The 22,135-nt window shown below is 39.8% G+C and carries 20 protein-coding genes, 2 tRNA genes and 2 pseudogenes; 14 read left to right on the top strand and 10 right to left on the bottom strand.

The features are described 5' to 3' along the window. Window positions 1-74 precede the first annotated feature (74 nt). The 3 genes and pseudogenes from CFY87_RS04250 to CFY87_RS04240 all read left to right on the top strand — a co-directional run. Window positions 75-623, top strand: a complete 549-nt coding sequence (locus tag CFY87_RS04250) for a phage baseplate assembly protein V (RefSeq protein WP_094946020.1) — start codon at window positions 75-77, stop codon at window positions 621-623. A gap of 8 nt (window positions 624-631) precedes the next feature. After that, window positions 632-967 carry a GPW/gp25 family protein gene (locus tag CFY87_RS04245; protein ID WP_094946019.1) on the top strand — a complete coding sequence of 112 codons (336 nt, stop codon included), beginning with the start codon at window positions 632-634 and terminating at the stop codon, window positions 965-967. Beyond that, window positions 964-1,569, top strand: a pseudogene (locus tag CFY87_RS04240) (baseplate J/gp47 family protein); the annotation flags it as partial. The gene CFY87_RS04245 and the pseudogene CFY87_RS04240, both read left to right, overlap by 4 nt. On the opposite strand, the gene CFY87_RS04235 reads toward CFY87_RS04240, so the two are convergent. From CFY87_RS04235 to lptF, 4 genes are all read right to left on the bottom strand, one after another. After that, the gene (locus tag CFY87_RS04235) at window positions 1,464-2,459 is read right to left on the bottom strand and encodes a tyrosine-type recombinase/integrase (RefSeq protein WP_236757350.1); all 996 of its coding nucleotides are present in this window, start codon (window positions 2,457-2,459) and stop codon (window positions 1,464-1,466) included. The pseudogene CFY87_RS04240 and the gene CFY87_RS04235 overlap by 106 nt on opposite strands. 454 nt (window positions 2,460-2,913) lie before the next feature. Then, window positions 2,914-3,000, bottom strand: a tRNA-Leu gene (locus tag CFY87_RS04230). A 168-nt stretch (window positions 3,001-3,168) separates the two neighbouring features. Further along, window positions 3,169-4,236: an LPS export ABC transporter permease LptG gene (gene lptG, locus CFY87_RS04225; RefSeq protein ID WP_172539974.1), complete on the bottom strand. Its 1,068-nt coding sequence runs from the start codon at window positions 4,234-4,236 to the stop codon at window positions 3,169-3,171. 7 nt (window positions 4,237-4,243) lie between these two features. Then, window positions 4,244-5,356, bottom strand: coding sequence for an LPS export ABC transporter permease LptF (gene lptF, locus CFY87_RS04220; RefSeq protein WP_094946016.1), 1,113 nt, complete (start codon window positions 5,354-5,356; stop codon window positions 4,244-4,246). Between the two features lie 128 nt (window positions 5,357-5,484). Here lptF and CFY87_RS04215 point away from each other — a divergent pair, with 128 nt between their 5' ends. Continuing rightward, on the top strand, window positions 5,485-6,972 hold the full coding sequence (locus tag CFY87_RS04215) for a leucyl aminopeptidase (protein ID WP_094946015.1): 1,488 nt from the start codon (window positions 5,485-5,487) through the stop codon (window positions 6,970-6,972). Window positions 6,973-7,063: 91 nt separating this feature from the next. On the opposite strand, the gene recR is transcribed toward CFY87_RS04215, so the two are convergent. After that, window positions 7,064-7,669: a recombination mediator RecR gene (gene recR, locus CFY87_RS04210; RefSeq protein WP_094946014.1), complete on the bottom strand. Its 606-nt coding sequence runs from the start codon at window positions 7,667-7,669 to the stop codon at window positions 7,064-7,066. Between the two features lie 83 nt (window positions 7,670-7,752). Continuing rightward, window positions 7,753-8,082, bottom strand: coding sequence for a YbaB/EbfC family nucleoid-associated protein (locus tag CFY87_RS04205; protein WP_094946013.1), 330 nt, complete (start codon window positions 8,080-8,082; stop codon window positions 7,753-7,755). 127 nt (window positions 8,083-8,209) lie between these two features. Here CFY87_RS04205 and CFY87_RS04200 point away from each other — a divergent pair, with 127 nt between their 5' ends. The 4 genes from CFY87_RS04200 to CFY87_RS04185 all read left to right on the top strand — a co-directional run bounded on the left by CFY87_RS04200 (window position 8,210) and on the right by CFY87_RS04185 (window position 11,061). Next, window positions 8,210-10,120, top strand: a complete 1,911-nt coding sequence (locus CFY87_RS04200; protein WP_094946012.1) for a DNA topoisomerase III — start codon at window positions 8,210-8,212, stop codon at window positions 10,118-10,120. Between the two features lie 117 nt (window positions 10,121-10,237). Then, window positions 10,238-10,573, top strand: a complete 336-nt coding sequence (gene secG / locus CFY87_RS04195) for a preprotein translocase subunit SecG (protein WP_094946011.1) — start codon at window positions 10,238-10,240, stop codon at window positions 10,571-10,573. 19 nt (window positions 10,574-10,592) lie between these two features. Further along, window positions 10,593-10,678, top strand: a tRNA-Leu gene (locus CFY87_RS04190). A gap of 125 nt (window positions 10,679-10,803) precedes the next feature. Further along, the gene (locus CFY87_RS04185) at window positions 10,804-11,061 is read left to right on the top strand and encodes a hypothetical protein (protein WP_094946010.1); all 258 of its coding nucleotides are present in this window, start codon (window positions 10,804-10,806) and stop codon (window positions 11,059-11,061) included. A gap of 258 nt (window positions 11,062-11,319) precedes the next feature. Here CFY87_RS04185 and CFY87_RS04175 read toward each other — a convergent pair. Next, window positions 11,320-12,387 (bottom strand): annotated as a pseudogene (locus CFY87_RS04175) (IS3 family transposase). A gap of 982 nt (window positions 12,388-13,369) precedes the next feature. Here CFY87_RS04175 and zevA point away from each other — a divergent pair. Next, on the top strand, window positions 13,370-14,008 hold the full coding sequence (gene zevA, locus CFY87_RS04165) for a zinc transporter binding subunit ZevA (protein WP_272896437.1): 639 nt from the start codon (window positions 13,370-13,372) through the stop codon (window positions 14,006-14,008). 11 nt (window positions 14,009-14,019) lie between these two features. Beyond that, complete coding sequence (zevB, locus tag CFY87_RS04160) at window positions 14,020-15,030, top strand: zinc transporter permease subunit ZevB (RefSeq protein ID WP_094946007.1); 1,011 nt, start codon at window positions 14,020-14,022, stop codon at window positions 15,028-15,030. A 63-nt stretch (window positions 15,031-15,093) separates the two neighbouring features. Here the strand turns inward: zevB and CFY87_RS04155 are convergent, their stop codons facing one another. The 3 genes from CFY87_RS04155 to ycaO form a co-directional block, all read right to left on the bottom strand. Further along, window positions 15,094-16,467, bottom strand: coding sequence for a Do family serine endopeptidase (locus CFY87_RS04155; protein ID WP_094946006.1), 1,374 nt, complete (start codon window positions 16,465-16,467; stop codon window positions 15,094-15,096). 170 nt (window positions 16,468-16,637) lie between these two features. Further along, complete coding sequence (locus CFY87_RS04150) at window positions 16,638-17,057, bottom strand: Z-ring associated ZapG family protein (protein ID WP_094946005.1); 420 nt, start codon at window positions 17,055-17,057, stop codon at window positions 16,638-16,640. Between the two features lie 185 nt (window positions 17,058-17,242). Continuing rightward, the gene (ycaO, locus tag CFY87_RS04145) at window positions 17,243-19,003 is read right to left on the bottom strand and encodes a 30S ribosomal protein S12 methylthiotransferase accessory factor YcaO (protein WP_094946004.1); all 1,761 of its coding nucleotides are present in this window, start codon (window positions 19,001-19,003) and stop codon (window positions 17,243-17,245) included. A 346-nt stretch (window positions 19,004-19,349) separates the two neighbouring features. On the opposite strand from ycaO, the gene CFY87_RS12430 reads away from it, so the two are divergent. From CFY87_RS12430 to CFY87_RS04135, 4 genes are read left to right on the top strand one after another with little or no spacing between them, the layout of a single operon-like run. Further along, window positions 19,350-19,865 carry a hypothetical protein gene (locus tag CFY87_RS12430; RefSeq protein WP_201793238.1) on the top strand — a complete coding sequence of 172 codons (516 nt, stop codon included), beginning with the start codon at window positions 19,350-19,352 and terminating at the stop codon, window positions 19,863-19,865. Continuing rightward, window positions 19,856-20,743 carry a hypothetical protein gene (locus tag CFY87_RS04140; protein WP_201793237.1) on the top strand — a complete coding sequence of 296 codons (888 nt, stop codon included), beginning with the start codon at window positions 19,856-19,858 and terminating at the stop codon, window positions 20,741-20,743. The genes CFY87_RS12430 and CFY87_RS04140 overlap by 10 nt, the downstream gene beginning before the upstream one ends. A 59-nt stretch (window positions 20,744-20,802) precedes the next feature. Further along, window positions 20,803-21,285, top strand: coding sequence for a CocE/NonD family hydrolase (locus tag CFY87_RS11900; RefSeq protein WP_201793236.1), 483 nt, complete (start codon window positions 20,803-20,805; stop codon window positions 21,283-21,285). Next, complete coding sequence (locus tag CFY87_RS04135) at window positions 21,263-22,135, top strand: CocE/NonD family hydrolase (protein WP_201793235.1); 873 nt, start codon at window positions 21,263-21,265, stop codon at window positions 22,133-22,135. The genes CFY87_RS11900 and CFY87_RS04135 overlap by 23 nt, the downstream gene beginning before the upstream one ends.

Below are 22,135 nucleotides of genomic sequence, written 5' to 3'. Positions count from 1 at the left end.
TCACACTCCTCGTTAGTCTCATTTTTTGCAAAATCCCCTCACAATAACCTTATTTATCTACGGGGAAAATCCTTATGTCTGATATTGTGGATATTTTACGCCGCCTTGAAAGCCTTATCCGTTTTGGCACGATTGCCGAAGTGGATTATGCCAAGCGACGGGCAAAAGTGACGTCGGGCGGTATTCGCACGGATTGGCTTCCGTGGCTTGAATGGCGCGCCGGAACCACGCGTTCATGGTCGCCGCCGACGGTAGGCGAACAATGCATGATTTTGGCGGCAAGTGGCGAATTGACAACCGCCGCCATTTTAAGCGGGATTTTCACCACCGATTTTAATAACCCCGGTCAATCGCCGGATGAACATGTGATCGAATTTGCTGATGGGGCGCGGATTTTGTATGACCAAAAATCCCATATGCTGAAAGTCATGGGCATTGCTACGGCACATATTCAGGCATCAAGCAGCGTTGTTTTAGAAACGCCCTTGGTGAAATGTACACAAAATGTAGAGATTGGCGGCAATGTTCGCGTAGGCGGGTCGGTTACCTCAAGCGGAGATCAAGTGGCGGGCGGTATTTCGCAAATTAACCATGTCCACGGTTCCAGTCCAAAACCGTCTTAAGGGGGAATATGAATAAACAAAACGGAACAGCAATTATCAGCGAAGAAGAACATATTAAACAATCCGTGAGCGATATTTTGCTCACGCAAATCGGCACGCGTATTCAGCGCCGCGATTACGGTTCCAATATCCCGAAACTGATTGACCGCCCGATTAATGGTGCCTTGATGTTACAAATCGCCGCTTGTGCGGTGGTTGCCCTTAACTGCTGGGAACCGCGCATTTATATTCGCCAATTTAAACCGCGATTTATTGAGGGAAAAATCTGCGCCAATATCATCATGATAAGAACCGATACGCATCAAGAGATTAATTACGATAATTTATTGTTGGGGGTGAAATGAGTGCTTTAGTCGATTTATCAAAATTAACTCCGCCGAAAGTCTTGGAAGAATTAAATTTTGAAGATTTATTAGCGGAAAGAAAATCCGCATTTATTGCACTTTATCCGGAAAGTGAACAACCTTTTTGGCAAGCGCGACTGTCGCTTGAAAGTGAACCAATCACAAAACTGTTAGAAGAAAACTGCTACATGCAACTGTTAGAACGACAACGTATAAATAACGCCGCACAAGCGACCATGTTAGCTTACGCCACAGGAAGTGATTTAGATGTGATTGCGGCTAATTTTAATGTGGAACGAAAAGTGATACAGGTTGCAAATAATCAAGTTATTCCGCCGATAGAGGAAGTGTTGGAAACCGATACCGCATTAAGAACAAGGGTACAGCTTGCATTTGAGGGATTGTCGGTTGCCGGTCCGCGAGGCGCCTATATTTTTCATGCCTTATCCGCTCATGTCAATGTAGCGGATGTTTCCGTTATATCCCCTCAACCGGCTTATGTAACCGTTACGATTTTAAGTAACATTGATCGCGGCGTTGCAAATGATGACATTTTAAATGCAGTTCGCAAAGCGCTTAATGATGATAACGTCAGACTAATATTAGCAAGTCGGCTTAGGGTTTCTCGTCGGGTGTCATGAAAATGTAGATCCGCATCATCCAGTCCGGCGCTTTCTTTGATCAGGCGAAAATTGGCATCAAGGGAACTGGATTTTAATTGAAAGATGGTATCGTCGCTTTCTGTGCGCACTAGCGCTAAGTTGTTGATGATTTTTATCGCCATGGCGGAAAGCGGCACGGTTCTGGGGGGTCCGTTTTTGGTTTGTGGAATATACAGTAAACGAGTTTTTAAATTGAGATCGTTCCATGTGGCTTTACAGATTTCACCAGTGCGCATAGCGGTTTCAATGGCAAAGAGCATTGCGGCACCGACGCGACTTTTAACAGTGATCGGGGCTTGGTTGAAATCAAAGCCGGAAACGTAGGTTAAGCGTTCAATTTCTTGGTCACTGTAGCGGCGCGAGCGTTCTTGCGGTTGTTTTGGTTTAGATATATTTTTAAGCGGGTTTTCTTTAAGGTATTTCCATTCGGTCACCGCAGTATTGAGCAGATGGGATAGTGTATTCCATTCACGCAAGACGCTTGCGGGTTTCACTTTTTTAAGTCGTTCATCCCGCCAGTTTTTGAAGTCGTTTTCGGTGAGGTCTTTGATTTTGATGTTGCCAATTTCCATGTTGGCAAGTCGGATTAGTCTTAATCTTTCTTCTCGTTGACTTCTTTTGTGAACGGTCACTTCTTTAATATATTTGTCGATGAGGTCGGCAAAATAAATATCGGGGATGTCGGAATATTTCCCCATCATGATTTCACTTTCAATTTTATTCGCCCATGCTTGCGCCTCGGATTTGGTGCGGAATGTGGCGGATTTGTTTATTCCTTTTCTGCGAATTTGTACTCGCCAATTATTATTTTTTTTAACGATTGTAGCCATAGATTAACCTAAAAAACTTTGGGTGCAAATTTGGGTGCAAATTGGGTGCAATTTTTTATTTGCCGATCTTTTCAGATCATTTTTATTTTGTAAAGACTGGGCGATCATACATGCTTTATATGTAAATATAAACAGTGAAATAAAATGGGGTAAGAAGATAAGTTATCTGCGAATTTGTACTCGCCAATTATTATTTTTTTTAACGATTGTAGCCATAGATTAACCTAAAAAATTTGGGTGCAAATTTGGGTGCAAATTGGGTGCAATTTTTTTATTTGCCGATCTTTTCAGATCATTTTTATTTTGTAAAGACTGGGCGATCATACATGCTTTATATGTAAATATAAACAGTGAAATAAAATGGGGTAAGAAGATAAGTTATTGATTTTATTGAAAATAAACAATAAAAAAGCCACTTTTAAAAAGTGGCTTTAAATTTGACGAGATATATCGTTGGTGCCTAGGGTCGGACTCGAACCGACACGCTTTTAAAGGCGGCGGATTTTGAATCCGCTGCGTCTACCAATTTCGCCACCCAGGCAACACTGATATATGTCATTTGGAATGAGCCGTATTATACGGGTCTGTAGAAAGGTTGCAAGTAGAAAATGCGAATTTTTATATCAGTTGTTTTAATTTTCAACAAATTGTGTTTTTTTAGACCGCACTTTACTCATAATGCAAAAGTGCGGTCTTTTTTTATGTTGTTTTAACTGAGTTTTCGGCTTAATAGCCACCATGTAATAATAAGAAATGAGACACTTGGCATTAACGCGCTGAAGAATGGCGGAATGCTGTAAACCAAACTAAGCGGTCCGAAGATTTCATTAATGACGTAAAATAAGAAACCGAAACAGATCCCGCTAATAATGCGAGCGCCGGCAGTGACGCTGCGCAGTGGACCAAAAATAAAGGAAAGCGCTAAGAGCATCATGACGCCGACGGAAATCGGTTGAAATAATTTACGCCAATAGGTCAATTCAAATTTCTTCGGATCTTGTCCTGTTTCTTTGAGGAAAGTGATATAGGTTGATAAACCGGAAATAGACAACGATGTCGGGCGCATGGAAGCTATACCGAGTTTATCCGGTGTTAATCCGGTTTTCCACACACCTTTTAGTTTATTTGTGGTTTTAATTTCTTTTTCGCCAATTTGAGATTGGTTAATTTGCGTCAATTGCCACTGATTATTTTGATATACCGCTTTATTGGCATGGCTGACTTCGAGCAGCTGACGGTTATCGCCAAAGCGGTAAATATAAATATCATTGAGCTGAATATCGTTGGTGATCCGACGAATATACACGAACTCGTTTCCGTCTTTTGCCCATACCCCATTTTTCACCGAAAGCACATTTTTGCCATACATGGCTTTATCCCGCATATTACGCGCGAATTGTTCCGTTTGCGGGATGCCCCATTCGCCGATAATCATGGTGATAAACACCAAAGGTAGCGCGGTTTTCATGACTGCTAAGCCGATTTTCATGCGAGAAAATCCGGAAGCTTGCATGACCACTAATTCACTACGACTGGCTAAATTCCCCAAAGAAATTAATGCACCTAACAATGCTGCCATGGGGAAGAAGGTTTCTATATCTTTTGGAATGGTTAAAACGGTGAACAAAATGGCTTGAATCACATCATAAGTTCCTTGGCCGACACTGCGGAATTGTTCGACAAATTTGATGATAGCCGAAAGTCCAACCAACATTAATAGGGTGGCAAAAATGGCGCCGAGGATAGTTTTTCCGATGTAACGATCTAATGTGTTCATTATCTTTTTATCCTTTTGTTACCACTTTTTTGCTAAATAAATGACGAATTTTATACATAAACGCACTGTTCCAACTGTTTAGAACGATACCTAATACCAAGAAGATAATGTTGACAATTGGCATAAACAGGCCGGCATCTAATTTATTTGCAGTACCGGCGGATTTTAATGAACTTTGTAATAAGAAATAGATTAAATAAAGCAGCAGTGCCGGCAAGATTTTGGCAAAACGTCCTTGACGCGGATTAACGCGACTAAGCGGAACCGCAATTAATGCCATTAGTGGTACCGCCAAAATTAAGGTAATTCGCCAATGGAGCTCTGCCATTTCTGCCGGGGATTTGGATTCGCTTTTGAGTAATTGACTCATGCTAAGAATTTCTGCTTCTTTAGCTTTTGCATCAGCTTCTCTGTGACCTAGATAGGCTTGATATTCATCAAAGTGGGCAATTCTAAAATCCGGCAACACCGCGCTACCTTCAATACGCTGGCTGTTTTGTAGAGTTAAAATTTGATCTCCGTTCGGTAAGGATTTCAATTCTCCATATTCCGCCACCAAGACCGACGGTTTTGCGTTTTGTGTGGCTTGGGTTTGGAAAACGTACACGTCATTAATTTGATTATTTTTAATATTATCAATAAATAACACTACACCATTATTATTGGTGGTGATAAATTGACCTGAGGAGAGGGCGCTCATGTTCGGATTGGCTTTTGCGTTTTCCACAATTTTGCTTTGTTGATTGATTGCCCAAGGTGACAACCAAAGCGCGTTATATGCCGCGAGTGCACCGGTAAATACAGAGAGAATTAAAGCAACGCGTACCAAAAGATTCGGACCGACGCCACAGGCGCGCATCACCGTAATTTCGCTTTCTGCGTACAACCGACCGAGAGTCAATAAAAGCGCGACGAATAAACACAAGGGAAGCATTAGTTGCGCCATTGCCGGCATTCCAAGCCCAAGCAATGACAAAACCAAATCCGCCGGAATATTCCCGTTTGCCGCCGAACCTAATACACGAATCAACTGCTGACAGAAAAAAATCAACAGCAAAATAAACAAAATAGCAATTTGGCTTTTTAATATTTCTTTCGTTAAATATCGAGTAAAAATCACGTTATCGCCTATATTTTTGTTGTAAATTCTACAAAACCCTTGCAATTTTTGTTAAACAAAGTAGGGTTATCAAACCATTAAATGAATGGCGTATGATAACTTATTTTTAGCAAATTAGTGAGGACTAAATGAAATATCGTGTAAAAAACACCGCACTTTCACAGCCAACCGATTGCTTGGCTGTCAGTATCTTTGAGGATACAGGATTATCTGCAAGCGGTAAAAAAATCGATCAACTCACCCAAGGCTATTTAAGCCAATTAATGCATTCCGGCGATTTAAGTGGAAAGTTCGGTCAAGTTTTATGTTTGCATCAATTGCCAAATCTTGCCGCTACGCGCCTTTTGCTCTTGGGGGCGGGAAAAGCGGCTGAAATGAGCGAGCGTCGTTATAAACAATTGGTACAAAAAATGATGCAAGCCGTTAATGATAGTCCAATTCGAGAAATGCATTGTTTTTTAACAGAAATTGCTATTAAAAACCGCAAAAATTATTGGAATGTGCGTTTTGCGCTAGAGGCGATTGAAGAGAATCTGTATGTGTTCGATCAATTTAAAAGCGAAAAATCAACGATTTCTTCATTAAGTGAGGTGGTGTTTCATGTAGAAGATGAGCAATTAGCCGCCGCGGAAATCGCTTTGCAGCAAGCAAGAGCGGTCAGTTTAGGCGTAAAATCGGCGAAAGACCTCGCCAATTGCCCGCCGAATGTGTGTAATCCGGCGTATTTGGCAACCTTTGCACAACAATTCGCACAACAATCTGCGTTTATTCAAACGCAAATTATCGGCGAAAAAGAAATGGCAGAATTGGGTATGAATGCTTATTTGGCGGTTTCTCGCGGTAGTTATAACGAAGCGCAGATGTCAATTATCGAATATCGTCATCATCCTGATCCGCAAGCAAAACCGATTGTGTTGGTTGGTAAAGGACTAACCTTTGACGCCGGCGGTATTTCATTAAAACCGGCGGACAGCATGGATGAAATGAAATATGATATGTGCGGAGCGGCGTCGGTTTATGGCGTCATGCGTGCCGTTGCTGAATTACAATTGCCTTTAAATGTTATTGGTGTTTTAGCGGGCTGCGAAAACTTGCCGGATGGGCAGGCGTATCGCCCGGGTGATATTTTAACTACTATGAAAGGCTTAACTGTCGAAGTGTTAAATACGGATGCTGAAGGACGTTTGGTGCTTTGTGACGCCTTAACTTATGTGGAACGCTTTGAGCCGGAATTAGTGATTGATGTTGCGACCTTGACCGGCGCTTGCGTGGTGGCATTGGGACAACACAACAGCGGGCTGGTTTCCACCGATGATGGGCTGGCGCAAGAATTATTGCAAGCCGCAACACAAGCCGGAGATAAGGCTTGGCAATTACCGTTAAGTGAAGAATATCAAGAACAATTGAAATCGAATTTCGCTGATCTTGCGAATATCGGTGGGCGTTGGGGCGGCGCGATTACCGCTGGCGCATTCCTTGCCAACTTTACTAAAAACTATCGGTGGGCGCATTTGGATATCGCCGGTACCGCATGGTTACAAGGTGCTAACAAAGGCGCGACGGGGCGCCCTGTGAGTTTGTTAACGCAATTTTTAATTAATCGCGCCGCACAATAAGTTTTATAGCATAAGAAAAATCCCCTGATGATCTGTTCCCCATAAAGTTGGTTGGTTAGTTAGTCCAACTTTTGGGCGCAGATCAGATTTTTTATAGTTCAATTTCGCGGCGTCCCAAGAAGGAGTGCATCAATGTGGTACCATCAATCATTTCCAACTCGCTGCCTACCGGAATTCCGTGCGCAATGCGGCTCACTTTGACATTGTATTGATGACATAATTCCGCAATGTAATTGGCAGTTGCTTCGCCTTCCACTGTTGGATTGGTCGCCAAAATTACTTCATAAAAACTCTCGTTTTGTAATCGTTGTTGCAATAAATCTAAACCGATTTCGCGCGGACCGATAGCGTCTAATGGCGACAAATGCCCCATCAGCACAAAATAACGCCCATTAAATTGCCCCGTTTGTTCAATTGCTTGAATATCCGTCGGTTGTTCAACTACGCAAAGTAGCCCCGAATTTTGCCGGCGCGGATTATTACAAATATTGCAAATATCTTCTTCGGTGAACGTACGACAATGTTGACAATGACCGATTTTTGACATTGCTTCAGTCAAGGCTTGCGCCAACGCCATGCCGCCGCTGCGATTGCGTTGCAATAAATAGTATGCCATACGCTGTGCCGATTTTGGACCAACGCCGGGCAGACAACGTAACTTTTCAATCAGATTTTCTAACAAAGGACTGGTTTGCATAAGGATTTTTATCTATTTTGGTGGTCAAAAATTTAATAAAAATAAACCGCACTTTTAAAAGTGCGGTCAAAATTTGCCTGATTTTAGAATGGAAATTTCATGCCCGGCGGTAATTGCATTCCTGCAGTAACGGATGCCATTTTTTCTTTTTGCATTTCTTCCACACGACGCACCGCATCATTAAACGCCGCTGCCACTAAATCTTCCAACATTTCTTTGTCATCTTCCATCAGCGAAGGATCAATTTCAATGCGACGACAATTATGTGCACCGTTGATGGTCACTTTCACCAAGCCGGCTCCGGACTCACCGGTTACTTCCAACTGTGCAATTTCTTCCTGCATTTTTTGCATACGATCTTGCATTTGTTGCGCCTGTTTCATTAAATTGCCTAAGCCACCTTTTCCAAACATAGTTTTCTTCCATATCAGTTATATTAAAAAATTCTACGCATTTTAACCAAAAATTAATCGATTGGGAATAACGAAATATATGATAGAATTTTAATTTTTCTTTTAACACCAAGGAAAATATTGCCTCATGCGACTCTTTATTGCCGAAAAACCCAGCCTTGCTCGCGCGATTGCTGATGTGCTGCCGAAACCTCATCAGCGCGGCGACGGTTTTATTCGTTGCGGTGAACAAGATTATGTGACCTGGTGTGTCGGGCATCTTTTGGAGCAAGCCGAACCGGATGCCTATGATAAAAAATTCAAATCTTGGCGTTTGGAAGATTTGCCGATCATTCCGGAAAAATGGCAATTATTACCGCGCAAAGAAGTGAAAAAACAGTTGGATACTGTGGTTAAATTAATTCATCAAGCGGATGTGTTGATTAATGCCGGCGACCCGGATAGAGAAGGGCAGTTGTTGGTGGATGAAGTATTTAGTTATGCCCGGTTACCGGCGGAAAAATGGGCAACGATTCAACGTTGCTTAATTAGCGATCTAAATCCGGCGGCGGTAGCCAAAGCGGTAGAAAAATTACAATCTAATCAAAATTTTATGCTGTTATCGACTTCGGCGTTGGCGCGTGCGCGTGCCGATTGGTTATATGGGATCAACATGACGCGCGCTTATACTATTCGTGGGCGGCGCGTAGGCTACAAAGGCGTACTTTCCGTTGGGCGTGTGCAAACGCCGGTGTTGGGCTTGATTGTGCGGCGAGATTTGGAAATTGAACATTTTCAGCCGAAAGATTTTTTTGAAGTGCAGGCGTTTGTGCAAACAATAGAAGAAACGCCGCAAAAATTCACCGCACTTTGGCAACCGAGCAAGGCTTGCGAAGATTACCAAGATGAAGATGGGCGCGTGATTTCGCAAGCGTTGGCGGAAAATGTGGTAAAACGTATTACCGATCAACCGGCGGAAGTGACGGAATATATAGATAAGCGAGAAAAAGAACTCTCGCCTTTGCCTTATTCCTTGTCGGCGTTGCAAATTGATGCCACCAAGCGTTTTAATATGTCGGCGCAAGCGGTGTTGGATACTTGTCAACGTTTATATGAAACTCATAAATTGATTACCTATCCTCGTTCCGATTGTCGTTATTTACCGGAGGAACATTTTGCTGAGCGACACGTCGTGCTACAGGCGATTTCAGCGCAACTTGAGGATTATCACCGGTTGCCGGAAGTGGTGAATTCCGAGCAAAAAAATCGCTGTTGGAATGATAAAAAAGTGGAGGCACACCATGCTATTATTCCAACGGCAAAAAATAAACCCACTGGATTAAATCAAACAGAATTAAATATTTACGGATTAATTGCACGCCAATATTTGTTGCAATTTTGTCCCGATGCCGAATATCGGAAAGGTAAAATTACCCTGAATATTGCCGGCGGTAGCTTTGTGGCACAAGCCCGTAACTTGCTAGTGGCGGGGTGGAAACAATTGATGGGGAAAGAAGATGATGAAGATCGGTCGGAACCCTTGCTGCCGCCGGTGAAAAAAGGTCAGCAATTGTATTGCAAAAAAGGGGAAATGATCAGTAAAAAAACGCAACCGCCAAAGCCTTTCACTGATGCGACCTTGTTGTCGGCAATGACCGGTATTGCGCGTTTTGTGCAAGATAAAGAATTGAAAAAAATCTTGCGTGAAACTGATGGGCTGGGAACGGAGGCGACGCGTGCGGGTATTATTGAGCTGTTATTTAAACGTGGTTTTTTGTATAAAAAAGGCAAAAATATTCACAGCAGTGAAGCCGGGCGTATATTAATTCAGACGTTGCCGGATGTGGCGACGTTGCCGGATATGACAGCCCATTGGGAGGCGCAATTGGATAGCATCAGCCGCAAGCAATTGAGTTATCAACAATTTATGCAAACATTGATGCAACAATTGCCGGAGTTGTTAAATTATATGAATTTTCATGCCCTGCGTTGTTTAAGTGCGATTTCGGCGCAACCGAGTAAGCCGCAAAAGCCAAAAAGTGCGGTCAAAATTGATTGAATTTAGCACAATTAATTGCTTTTTTGTTAAAATTACTTGCTTAGATTTGAGATATTAGCTAATATCCGCACGTTAATTTAATTGCTTATTTTGCAGATAGAAAAGAGAAGAAAGATAATGTATCAAGCCCTATTAGTTATTTATTTACTGGTTGCGATTGTGTTAATCGGTTTTATTTTAATCCAGCAAGGTAAAGGCGCAAATGCCGGTGCTTCTTTTGGTGGTGGCGCGTCAGGAACTGTGTTTGGTTCTGCCGGTGCAGGTAACTTTCTTTCTCGTACAACCGCAATTTTAGCAACGATTTTCTTTATTATTAGCCTTGTGATTGGTAACATTAATTCTCATCGTAATAATGTGCAACAAGGTCAATTTGACGATTTATCGCAAGTCGCAGAACAAATGCAGCAACAGGCTGCACCAGCAGATAATAAAAATAGCGATATTCCTCAATAAAAACAGATTGCTTCTTAGCGCTCCGATGGTGGAATTGGTAGACACGCTATCTTGAGGGGGTAGTGTCCGTAGGACGTGCGAGTTCAAGTCTCGCTCGGAGCACCATAATTTAAAAGCCTAGTTTAACGACTAGGCTTTTATATTTCCTTATATTTCTTTATTTTCAATAAGTTACATGTTTTATGCAGTTATTGTGTATACTGTTTATTTATTCAGTTGTTAGGAGTTATTTGTTATATTTCATTGTTATTTATTTTGGTTTATTATCTAATTACGCCAAATTTACGCCAAACATAAGGTGGAATAAATGGCTACATTCAGAAAACGTGGAGACAAATGAAGAGCTGAAATACATAAGAATGGAGTTAGAAAGTCAGCAACATTTACAACGAAAACAGAGGCTACTCGCCGGGCTTTATCGCTTGAATCTTAAATTGATGCCGGAGAATAAAAATCGGGAAGCCATGAGGCTATTTTCAGAAAAATGAAAGTATTAGCAGAATTGGATGATCATGATCACATTTTCATGATACGTGTCGTGAAGCCTGTTCACGTTTAGCTAAAAAAGTTGATGTAATGACATTGGCTAAGATAGCGGACATAGAAATGTAAAAGGATGTTACTCAATACCTATTATTCTCCAGATATATCAGAGATTGCTCAACAAATTGGTTAGTGTTTTTTAATCTACGTCTTTTAAGAAAAGATATAGCTGGAAAGATCTGCCCCCAAAAAGTTAGACTGCTTTAACTTAAGGACTGAATTCCGTATTCTACAGGACTTAGTCCTTTTAATTTCACTTGAATACGCTCATTGTTGTAGTAATGAATGTACTCATCAAAGTTTGGGCTTTCTGCCAAGTCATAGGCGATGATTTCCCCATTAAATAAATCCTTAATCGGTGATAAATAGAGCTTACCTTCCGCACATTTGAATTCCGTGATGTCTGTCGCCCATTTCTCGTTCGGGGCGGTAGCCGAAAAATCTCTTTTCAATAAATTATCTGCAATTTTGCCCACCTTACCTTGATACGAACTATATTTTCGACGTTTGCATTTCCCTTTCAAGCCCAATTTTTGCATTATCGCTTGGACTTTTTTATGGTTGATTGTCCGGATTTTTCTCAATATCAGCGTGATACGACGATAGCCATAGTTACCCTTGTTTTCGTGATAAATCTCAGCCACTTTCTGCATAGTTTCCACATTTTTATCCACTTTATCTGCAAGGTGATAAAAGAAAGTACTGCGTTTTAAGTCGATAAGCGGCAACAGGATTTCAAGCGGAAATTGCTCTCGCAGTGCCTTTACAACTTTTGCTTTTTCCGCATTTTGGCTTGGTTGAATTCTTGCAACTTTTTTAGAATCGCATTCTCTGCTTCAAGCTCTAAAATACGGTAACGCAAGCGTTCTTCCTCAGTTTTTGGTGGGTGGCATTTTCGGGTATTTCGGTTTCATTGACGGACGCCCTTTTGGTTTGGGTAATAAACCTTTTATACCGTGTTTATCGAAGGCTTGCAACCATTGACTGATAATACTTGAATTGGCAATCCCAAAATGAAAGCAAGCGTTTCTTGCAGAAAATTGCCCATTTTTAACCGCTTGTATCACAGATAATTTAAATTCGGGCGAATAGGTTTGCTTCTTACCTAAAACAGCTAACCCATTGAAACCATAGTGATGATATTGGTTAATCCAATGACGTAATGTGCTTTTCTCCAGCTGAAAATGCTGACGAGTGAGTGAGCCATTTTTCCCGTTTTGAAAATAAAATTCGAGCACTTGTTGTTTGAAAGATTGGTTGTATTTAGTCATAAAAAATCTGCACCTTAATCTGTTGGCTGTTTAGTCCAACTTTTTTTTGGAGGGGCAGATCAGAAATAGTCTTTTTTGTTTATCAGCATCTGTTAAATTGACAGACGCTGGAAATTTTAAATTACTCACAATGTTTGTATAAACATTGTGAAATGAATTTTTTAGCATAACTTGTGAATGTGCTTGACAATACGGCCGTTACAAAAAATGTACTTAGTTTATCCGGTTGTTCAATAGATAAAAAATGCATCTTAAATACCGGACAGCCATTCCAAGTAAAATATGTTGAAGTAATGAGATGCCAAAAATAAATTATTCCGGCTAATGCTGCCGTACCTAAAAATAATTTAATAAACATTACAATCCAAGAATGCAATACATCTTTTATTTTCTTTACGATTATACTCTTTCTGCCTTGCTTCAAGCTCATTTTTATAATAATCAAAGGTATTAAACAAGTTTTGCTCACTATTCGCTTTGTCTTGTCCACTCGTATTATTAAATCACCTATAATACGGAATGCGAAGTATTAATGATATGATTACGATAAATGTAGTTCTTGCGTTGTATCTAAATGTAAAAATAAAGCTGGTTGATGTTTATTTTCAGAGCCGCCGGCAATATGAAGATCGTTTAATAGATAAAAAAACCACCCGAGATGGGTGGTAGGAAAGTAGTTTAGCTATATATTTATGATTATTTTATTTAGGAACTTTATGAATATCAAGCTATCACTTGACATCGTTTATGCTACATAAAAGCAGAATGGAAAGAAAGAAGAATATGTAATTCTCTTGATGTAAATCAAAAAATGGTGTTAACTTTAGGCGGATTTATGTTAAATGAAATATCTGTTTTTTTATGCGGTTAAACTGAATAATTGTGCAAAAATCGGGTGTGGTAATTCGAAGAGTGAATTCTTTTATTTTAAATTTATGTTAAAATGAACAACCGCTATTTTAATAAAATAAGGTTTTTAATCGTGAAGAAGTTATTCAAGCTTATCTCTTTGATATGGTTTTTTTATGTGACGCAAGCAGTCGCACATCCGCATGCGTTTATTACCATGAAAAGTAAACCCTTGGTAAAAGATCAGCAACTAACAGGATTTACGTTGGAATTATTATTGGATGAAATGAGTTCGTCTTCTATTTTATATGACTTGAAAAACTCTAATAATGACAAAGTGGCGCGTCAAAAATTAGTGGATGAAGTGATCGAAAATATCATTAACGAACATTATTTTAGCTATGCTTATGATAAACAAGGCAAAAAAATCAAATTTAAACGTCAGCCGCAAAATTATGGGATGAAAGAAAATGGGATGCAAGTGCTTTACTATTTTGACTTCCTATTAGCAAAACCGCAACCGCTGAAAGATAATCGAGTTGAATTATTAACTTATGATAAAACCTACTATGTTTCAATGATGTATGATCAAACGAATGGAGAGACGGTGGATTTTTCTGCATTGCCGCAAAATTGCCAAGGAACGGTAATTGAACCAAATTACGATGAAAAAATTCAGGAATATGCAGCATCTTTAGATCGCAGTCAACGTAATGTGGACAGTTCTCTTGGTATCATATTTGCTCAGAAAGTGAATATTGACTGTAAATAAAGGGAGGGCTTATGCAGCTGAAAAGACCATATAACTATATTATTTTACTGGTTATTTTATTGTTCGGAATTGCTTTTTTATTTCCTTATCTGTTTACCAAAATTATTGATTGGCAACGTGAGTTTAATCAATTAATAGGGGGATGTTTGCGTGCAATTAAGCAGCAGCCGATGCAAGCCGGTACATTACTTATCGGAATTTGTTTTTTATATGGTATTTTTCATGCGGTGGGACCGGGTCATGGTAAATTCGTGATTGCAAGTTATCTGGCAACTCATCAGTCTAAACTGAAAGCCGGCATGGCGTTAAGTTTGTTATCATCTTTGATGCAAGGTGTAGTTGCAGTTGTTGCTACCTCCATTGCCGTATTGGTTTTACAACTGTCTTCTGCCTATTTCAAATTGAGTCAGTTATGGATGGAGCGAGTTGCATTCGGTTTAATTTTGTTGTTGGGTTTGCAATGGGTGTATCAAAGCAGTGTGGCATTGTGTAAACAGTGGCGACCGGCAAAAACCGCTTTGCAAGTTAATCGTATTCATTTTGCAGAATCCTCGGATTTTATGAAACCAAGTGCGGTCAAAAAAACGCCTGTTTTTCATCGGCATTCTGAACATTGTGGATGTGGACATCGACATTTACCGGATGCCTCTCAACTTGAACAAGCCAACAATCTGAAATCTAAATTTTTAGTGATTTTAAGTATTGGTATGCGTCCTTGTTCCGGTGCGATTTTCGTGCTATTTTTAGCCTATATGCTGAATTTATATTGGTGGGGCATTCTTGCTACTATGATGATGGCACTGGGAACCGGGTTAATGTTGTCCGGATTTGCTTTGATGGTGCAATATGCGCGTAGCAGTGCAATAAAATTAGGGCAATGGTATTTATCGCCGAATTTAAGTTTAAATCTTGAGGATGTGGTGAAATTAGCGGTCGGCGCTATTTTGATTTTCTTTGCGGTGACTTTGATTTATGGAACTACCTTGCAAGAACGCGGTGGAGCAGTGTTATTCGGCGTTTAATATATTATTGATATGAAAAAAGTGCGGTCATTTTAACCGCACTTTTTGTTTGTGTCTTATTGATTATTGTACAAGCAGGTAAAAATTACTTTCTCCGCGTACAATATTTAATGCCACCGCAGTTGGTTTTTGATCTAAAATTTTACGCAATTGTGCTAAGTTCTCGATTTTCGTGCGGTTAACTCCAATGATAATATCACCGACTTTCAATCCACGTTGTTCAGCTAAAGAACGTGGTGCAATTTTGGTGACCGATACACCTTGAACGCCATTTTTGTTGTAATTTTCCAAATCCGCACCGTCCAAGTTGGAGAGAATGTTACTAGTTGATGTTTGGGTTTGTTCATCAGATTGCAGTATCACTTTTACGTTATTGGATTTTCCGTCGCGTAAATAGGTCAACTCAATTTCTTTACCGGCTCCACTGGTAGCAATTTTGGCACGTAATTCCGCAAAGGTAGCGAGTTTTTGTCCGTTGATAGCGGTAATGATATCACCGGCTTTAATACCGGCTTTTTCAGCGGCTGAATTTGGCAATACTTCGCTGACGAAAGCTCCTTGTTGAACATCCACATTGAAAGCTTTAGCAAGATTGGCATTTAATTCGCCACCTTTGATGCCTAGCAAACCGCGACGCACTTCGCCATATTCAATAATTTGTTGCACAAGGCTATTTGCCATGTTACTTGGAATCGCAAAAGCGATACCTGCGTTGCTACCGCTTGGCGAGATAATGGCGGTGTTAATCCCGATCAATTCGCCTTGTAAATTAATTAATGGACCGCCTGAGTTTCCGCGGTTTACGGCGGCATCAGTTTGAATATAGTTTTCATAAGTACCGCTGTCGGAACCGGTAGAACGGGCAAGGGCGGAAACAATACCGGAGGTGACGGTTTGACCTAAACCGAAGGGGTTACCAATGGCAACGGTAAAATCGCCGACGCGTAATTTATCAGAATCGGCGATCTTAATTGCGGTTAAATTTTTTGGATTTTCCAATTGAACAAGCGCCACATCGGACATATCGTCTTTTCCAACGACTTTCGCTTTGAATTTTCGACCATCTTCTAAGGTAACGGTGATTTTATCGGCGTTGTCAATGACATGGTTGTTGGTTAAGACATAGCCTTTTTCTGCATTGATGATGACCCCTGAACCGATACCTCTAAAACTGCGCGGCGCTCTGTCGCCAAACACATCCGGTCCAAAGAAAAATTTAAATTCTTCCGGAATATCTTGATTGATGTAACGCGATTTTTGTTTACCCTCCACTGAGATGGAAACCACAGAAGGCAGTACTTTTTCAAGCATAGGTGCAAGACTTGGCAATTGTTGTCCTTCCACTGTCGTAGGCAAATTCGCTTGTGCCGGTAATGATGCGGTTAATACGCTTAATCCGAGTGCAATACTTGTTAATACAAAATTTCTTTTTTTCACTTTATGTTCTCCATTAAATAAAAGAATAAAAAAAACATTGTTTCACAATGTATTTCGTAAGACAAAAAAAATGGAGAAATGTTCTGGAATTTGATGAATTTTTTCTACGAGAAAGGGCAGACGAACCTACCCTTAGTATGTTGTTATTTACTTCATAGAAAAGGACGGTGTTATTTTTTCACTTTTAAGATACCGGATGAACCTTCGGAATAATCACGTGGCGGATGTTTCTTAATTGCGCTTTCATTTTCCGCTGAATCATCTATTTTTTCATTGATAAGCGGCGGAGAAAATAATTCTTTTGTGGCTAATTCCGGCAATAATGCGTTAGAAGACGTTGCCAAATGGCTATAGAGTTTTTGGTAATCTTTTGCTAGGGTTTTTAATAAATCCGCACTTTCGGAAAAATGTTTTTCAAGTTGTTGTTTTTGGTTATCCAATTCTACTTTTACCTGTTTTAATTCTGCCTCGGTTTTCACTTGTTGTTTCACGGAACTTTTAGTGAGGCGCAAAATGAAATATCCCAGTAAAAAACCGATAATTAATCCGACCAATGCGGCTTGCCACATTTCCGGCGTCCAAGTTTGCATAAAAAACTCCTTATTTCATTAAAAAAACTTTGTTATATCATACTGATAAATCGTTAATATTTCTTTGCAGTAGATCACAGTATTTAATATTTATTCACGATCAAAAGAAAAATTTTTCAAAAAAGGGCTAAAATGTAGCAAAACAATTTTAGCCCGATATTACGATCGATTAATGGAATGAAAATTTATTTCCAATTTGTTTGTTTAGCATTTTGTAATTTTTCATACGCGTCCAATAATTTTTGGTGCGCAGTAAATTTTTGCAAATGCTCATTATCTGCCAATAAATCATGGAATGGATTGCCGCCATGAATCGCTTTCCAAGCAAAACGAACCGCACTTTCGCCATACATTTTTTCAAATACCATCCGGTATTGCTCATTGTCGCGTTCGTCGTCTAAGAACAATTCAATACTGCTGATTAAGCAACGATAATAGTTAGCACGCTCTTTACTAAACACCGAACTGTTCATATTTAATGTCCAATTCGCCCAATCCAGCGCCGCCTCGAGATTGCCGACCGCAAGATACAGCATGGATTTTAATTCACCGATACGCAATGTTGACCAGCCGGATGCCGGTGGTGCCACGATACCGATAAATTCACGCACACGCGTCGCATCATCAATACCTTGTAGATCCAATTGAGCGAGAATATCGTGATACATTGCTGTGGATTGTTGGAAATTCGGTAAATCCAACAACAATTCACGCCAAATCATGCCCATATTATTATTGGCATACAACAGATCATCTGGCGGATAAATATCGGACATTCCCGGCACAATAATGCGGCAGGCATAAACGTCTAAATGGTTGTAATCCATAATATAAACTTCTTTTTTCTCTTGGTGGAAAATCGCCATCAAGTTGTCATATTCTTGTTGCGTGGTGCCTGAGAAATCCCAATCGACAAACGTAAAGTCGGCATCTTGTTTGAATAAGTCCCAAGAAATTAAGCCACTGGAATCAATAAAATGGGTTTCTAAATTGGCATGTTCCGCCACTTCGTCGTTGTAGAAGGATGGCGGGGAGAAAACGTCTAAATCTTTTAAGCTGCGACCTTGTAACAATTCGGTGACAGTACGTTCTAACGCCACTTGGAAATTTGGATGGGCACCGAAAGAAGCAAAACAGGTTCCGTTATCACGATTCAATAACACCACGCAGATAACCGGATATTTACCCCCCAAGGAAGCATCATAAGCCAAAATCGGGAAGCCTTCTTCTTCTAATTTTTGGATGGACGCTTGGATGGATGGATAACGCGCCATCACTTCTGTCGGAATTAACGGTAAGCTGATGGCTTCGGCAATAATTTTATTTTTAACGTAACGTTCGAAAACCTCGGATAAACCTTGGACGCGAGCTTCATTTTCGGTATTCCCCGCAGACATCCCGTTGGAAACATATAAATTTGCGATAATACTTTGCGGGAAGTACACCGTAGATTGATCCGATTGACGAATATAAGGCATTGCTACAATACCGCGATCGTAATTGCCGGATTGCAGATCCACCAATAATTCCGGTGTCAATTCTTCATTCGGATCGTAATATTGTAATAATTCTTCATTCAATAAACCGGCGGGGATTATCCCTTCTTTTTCAATTTCAAACCATTTTTCATTTGGGTAATGTACAAATTCTCCGTTGGCAATATCCTGACCGAGATAGAAATCTGCGAAGAAATAGTTGGTCGAAAGCCGCTCGAAATATTCGCCTAAGGCGGATGCCAACGCGGCTTTTTTGCTGGCACCTTTACCGTTGGAAAAACATTGTGGGCAATCCTTGTCGCGAATGTGAACCGACCAAACGTTGGGAACGGGATTAAGCCATGAGGCTTCTTCAATATTGAAACCAAGTGCGGTCAATTTTTTTTGAAATTTTGCAATACTTTCTTCAAGCGCTGCATCTTTACCTAAAATAAAAGTTTGTTCTGTCATATGTGATCCTTGCATTATGATGAACAAGCATAATAGGAAAGTTTGATTGAATGAGCAAGCAGAAGATCAGTTTTTATATCATTTAGATCAGAAATTATTTTTAGTTGGTGTAAATAGTATTATGTGATTTAAGTAGCGAATACTTGTTAAAAAATTGTGATGCCATTCACATTTTTTTAATGATTAGCTTGAAGTACTGTCTTAAAAGTGTATTTTGATTAAATCTTGATTAAATCAACGGTGAGTTATTCAGTGATGAAAAAAACACTACTATCAATAGTGCGATAGAAACATTAAAGCTGTTGGCTGTTTAAATAAAGAATACAATAATAAATAAGGAGTGTTTATGCACGACACAACAAAAACGACAAGAACCGGAATGAATCCGATTATTATAATGATGTTAATCGTTATAATCACCATGGTATTGACCTTTGTATTACCGTCAGGAGAATACCAACGTAAAGATAAGCTTGTCATACCGAATAGCTATCAGGTAATTGATAAACCTATATCTGTGGCAAATTTTATTAGTGCTTCGCTTACGGAAAAAGGAAAAGGACAGGCTGCTCCTGTTGGCATTGCGGATACCCTACAATCCGTACCGGAAGGAATTGCAAAGCAAAGTGGTTTGATTTTTATGGTGCTGTTTATTGGTGGAATGTTCGGTATTCTTAATAAAACAGGTGCAATAGAAGCAGGATTAGAACGTACACTGGTACTTACTCGAGGAAATATTTATTTGTTGATTCCTGTTATTATGGTGATTTTTTCTGCCGGTAGTACCTTTATGGGGCTTGCAAAAGAGTATTTATTAGTGATACCCATGGTGATTGCACTGACCGGTCGTTATTGGGTTTAGCAATTGTCACCATTGCTGTAAAAGTAGGATATTTAGCCTCAATTACTAACCCTTATGCACTTTCCGTTGCACAACCATTACTGGGTTTGCCGGTATTTAGCGGACTTAGCTTGCGTATAGTCACTTATTTTGTAATGATAGCGTTAGGTATTGTATTTGTATTATGGAAAGCAAAACAGGAACGTTTACAAAATCATTTTCAACTATCCAATAAAATCCTGTTTGACAGCAAACCGCTATCTAAAAGACAAGCAGCAATGTTGACAGTATTAATTATTGGTGTCGTATTTATGGTATATGCCTCCAATCAATGGCATTGGAAAACCAGTGCATTGTCTGCATACTATTTATTTTTAAGTATGGTTTTTGTTGCAATAGCCGGCATGAGACCAACTGACGCAGCAGATGCTTTTGTCAGTGGTATGAAAAAAGTGATGATTGCAGCAATTCTTATCGGATTGGCAACCGCAGTAGAAATTGTGTTAAGTAAAGGTAAAATTTTAGATACGGTTATTCATTATCTTGTTGATTTTATCGGTTCAAAAGGTTCCTATATTTCAGCATACAGCATTTTCTTTTCTCAATTATTACTTGATATTGCTATACCCTCTACATCAGGTCAGGCGGCAGTAGCCATGCCGATTATGGGGTCGGTAGGCTTACTATCAGGCGTTTCGTCACAAACGACCGTGCTTGCTTTTTTAATGGGGAACGGCTTAACTAACATAATTACTCCAACATCCAGCGGCTTATTAATTTTTTTAGCAACCGCTCAAGTAAGTTGGACTCAATGGGCTAAATTTGTATGGCCGCTCATTATTATATTAGCAATAGTGGCAATCGCTTTATTGAGCGTTGCTGTTTATATCGGTTATTAATGAATAAATGCCGGGAAAATTGATAACTTATTTTAATCATTAAGTAAGAGAACCTTTTTATGAATACTTTTAAACTATTTGAAAATGTAATGATTAAAATGCGGGATGGAGTGCATCTTGCAACAGATATTTATTTACCTAATTATCTTCGACAAACGAGTTTTCCTGTTGTCATTGAACGAACCCCCTATAATAAATCGGCACATTCCCGTTCGGAAATTGATTTAAGCGGACATAAAATCAGCCGACAAGAGATGGCAGAAGTTTTTACTCAACATGGATTTGCACTTATTTTTCAAGATTGTCGTGGTCGCTATTTATCAGAAGGGGAATTCATCAAATATGTAAATGAAGGGCAAGATGGTTTTGATACCTATCAATGGATAATGCAACAACCTTGGTGTAATGGGCGTATCGGGAGCATGGGGCTATCTTACGCCGCACATACCCAACTGGCTGCCGCTTGCCTCAATCCTAACGGATTGAAAACAATGGTTCTTGATTCCGGTGGGTTTGCTAATGCCTATCTTAAAATGGTTTGAACAACATCTTAAATCCTCTGAGCGACCAATATCTCATCATCAAGTTTCTTTTTTTATGATGGGCGGTGGATCGGGCAGAAAAAATAAGCAAGGAAAAATGCAACATGGTGGAGAATGGATCCACAGTACAGAATATCCGCTTCCAGGTACTACCATACAAAAATGGTATTTACAAAAAGACATGTACTTACGCCAACATTTTTCTGAATCTGCAGTGCATAAGTTTCAATCAGATCCCAATAATCCGGTACCCACTATTGGAGGAGCTATTACCTCAGGTAAACCGGTTTTTGTCGGAGGGGCGTTTGATCAACGGGAATTACCTGATTTTTTTGGATCTGAACAAAATAATATGCCATTAGCAGCTCGTCATGATATTTTAGTTTATCAAACGGAGCTTCTGGAAGAAGATATCTGCCTTGCCGGGGAAGTTAAAATCAAATTGTTTATTGCCAGTGATGTTCCTGATACCGACTTTACTGCAAAATTGATTGATGTTTATCCGCCAAATGAAGACTATCCGCAAGGTTATGCAATGAATATTACGGATGGGATTATTAGAACTCGTTATAGAAAATCATGGAGTAAACCTGAGTTTCTTCAGCAAGGCGAAATAGTCGAAGTCATAATACGCCCATTTGAAAGTTGCAACGTGTTCAAAAAAGGGCATAGATTACGTTTAGATATAGCAGGAAGTAATTTTCCACATTTTGATTGCAATCCAAACAGCGGTGAAGATGAAGGGTATGCATCAGTTAAAAATATTGCAACAAATCAAATATACGTAGGGGATAAATACCCATCAGTATTAGAAATACAAGTTATTCATCCACAAAACATAAGGAGCTAA

The sequence above is a fragment of the Actinobacillus seminis genome (genome assembly GCF_002263215.1).
GTDB classification, from domain to species: Bacteria; Pseudomonadota; Gammaproteobacteria; order Enterobacterales; family Pasteurellaceae; genus Actinobacillus_B; species Actinobacillus_B seminis.
Note: the sequence above shows the minus strand (reverse complement) of the source record. Positions and strands in the feature narration are given on the sequence as shown.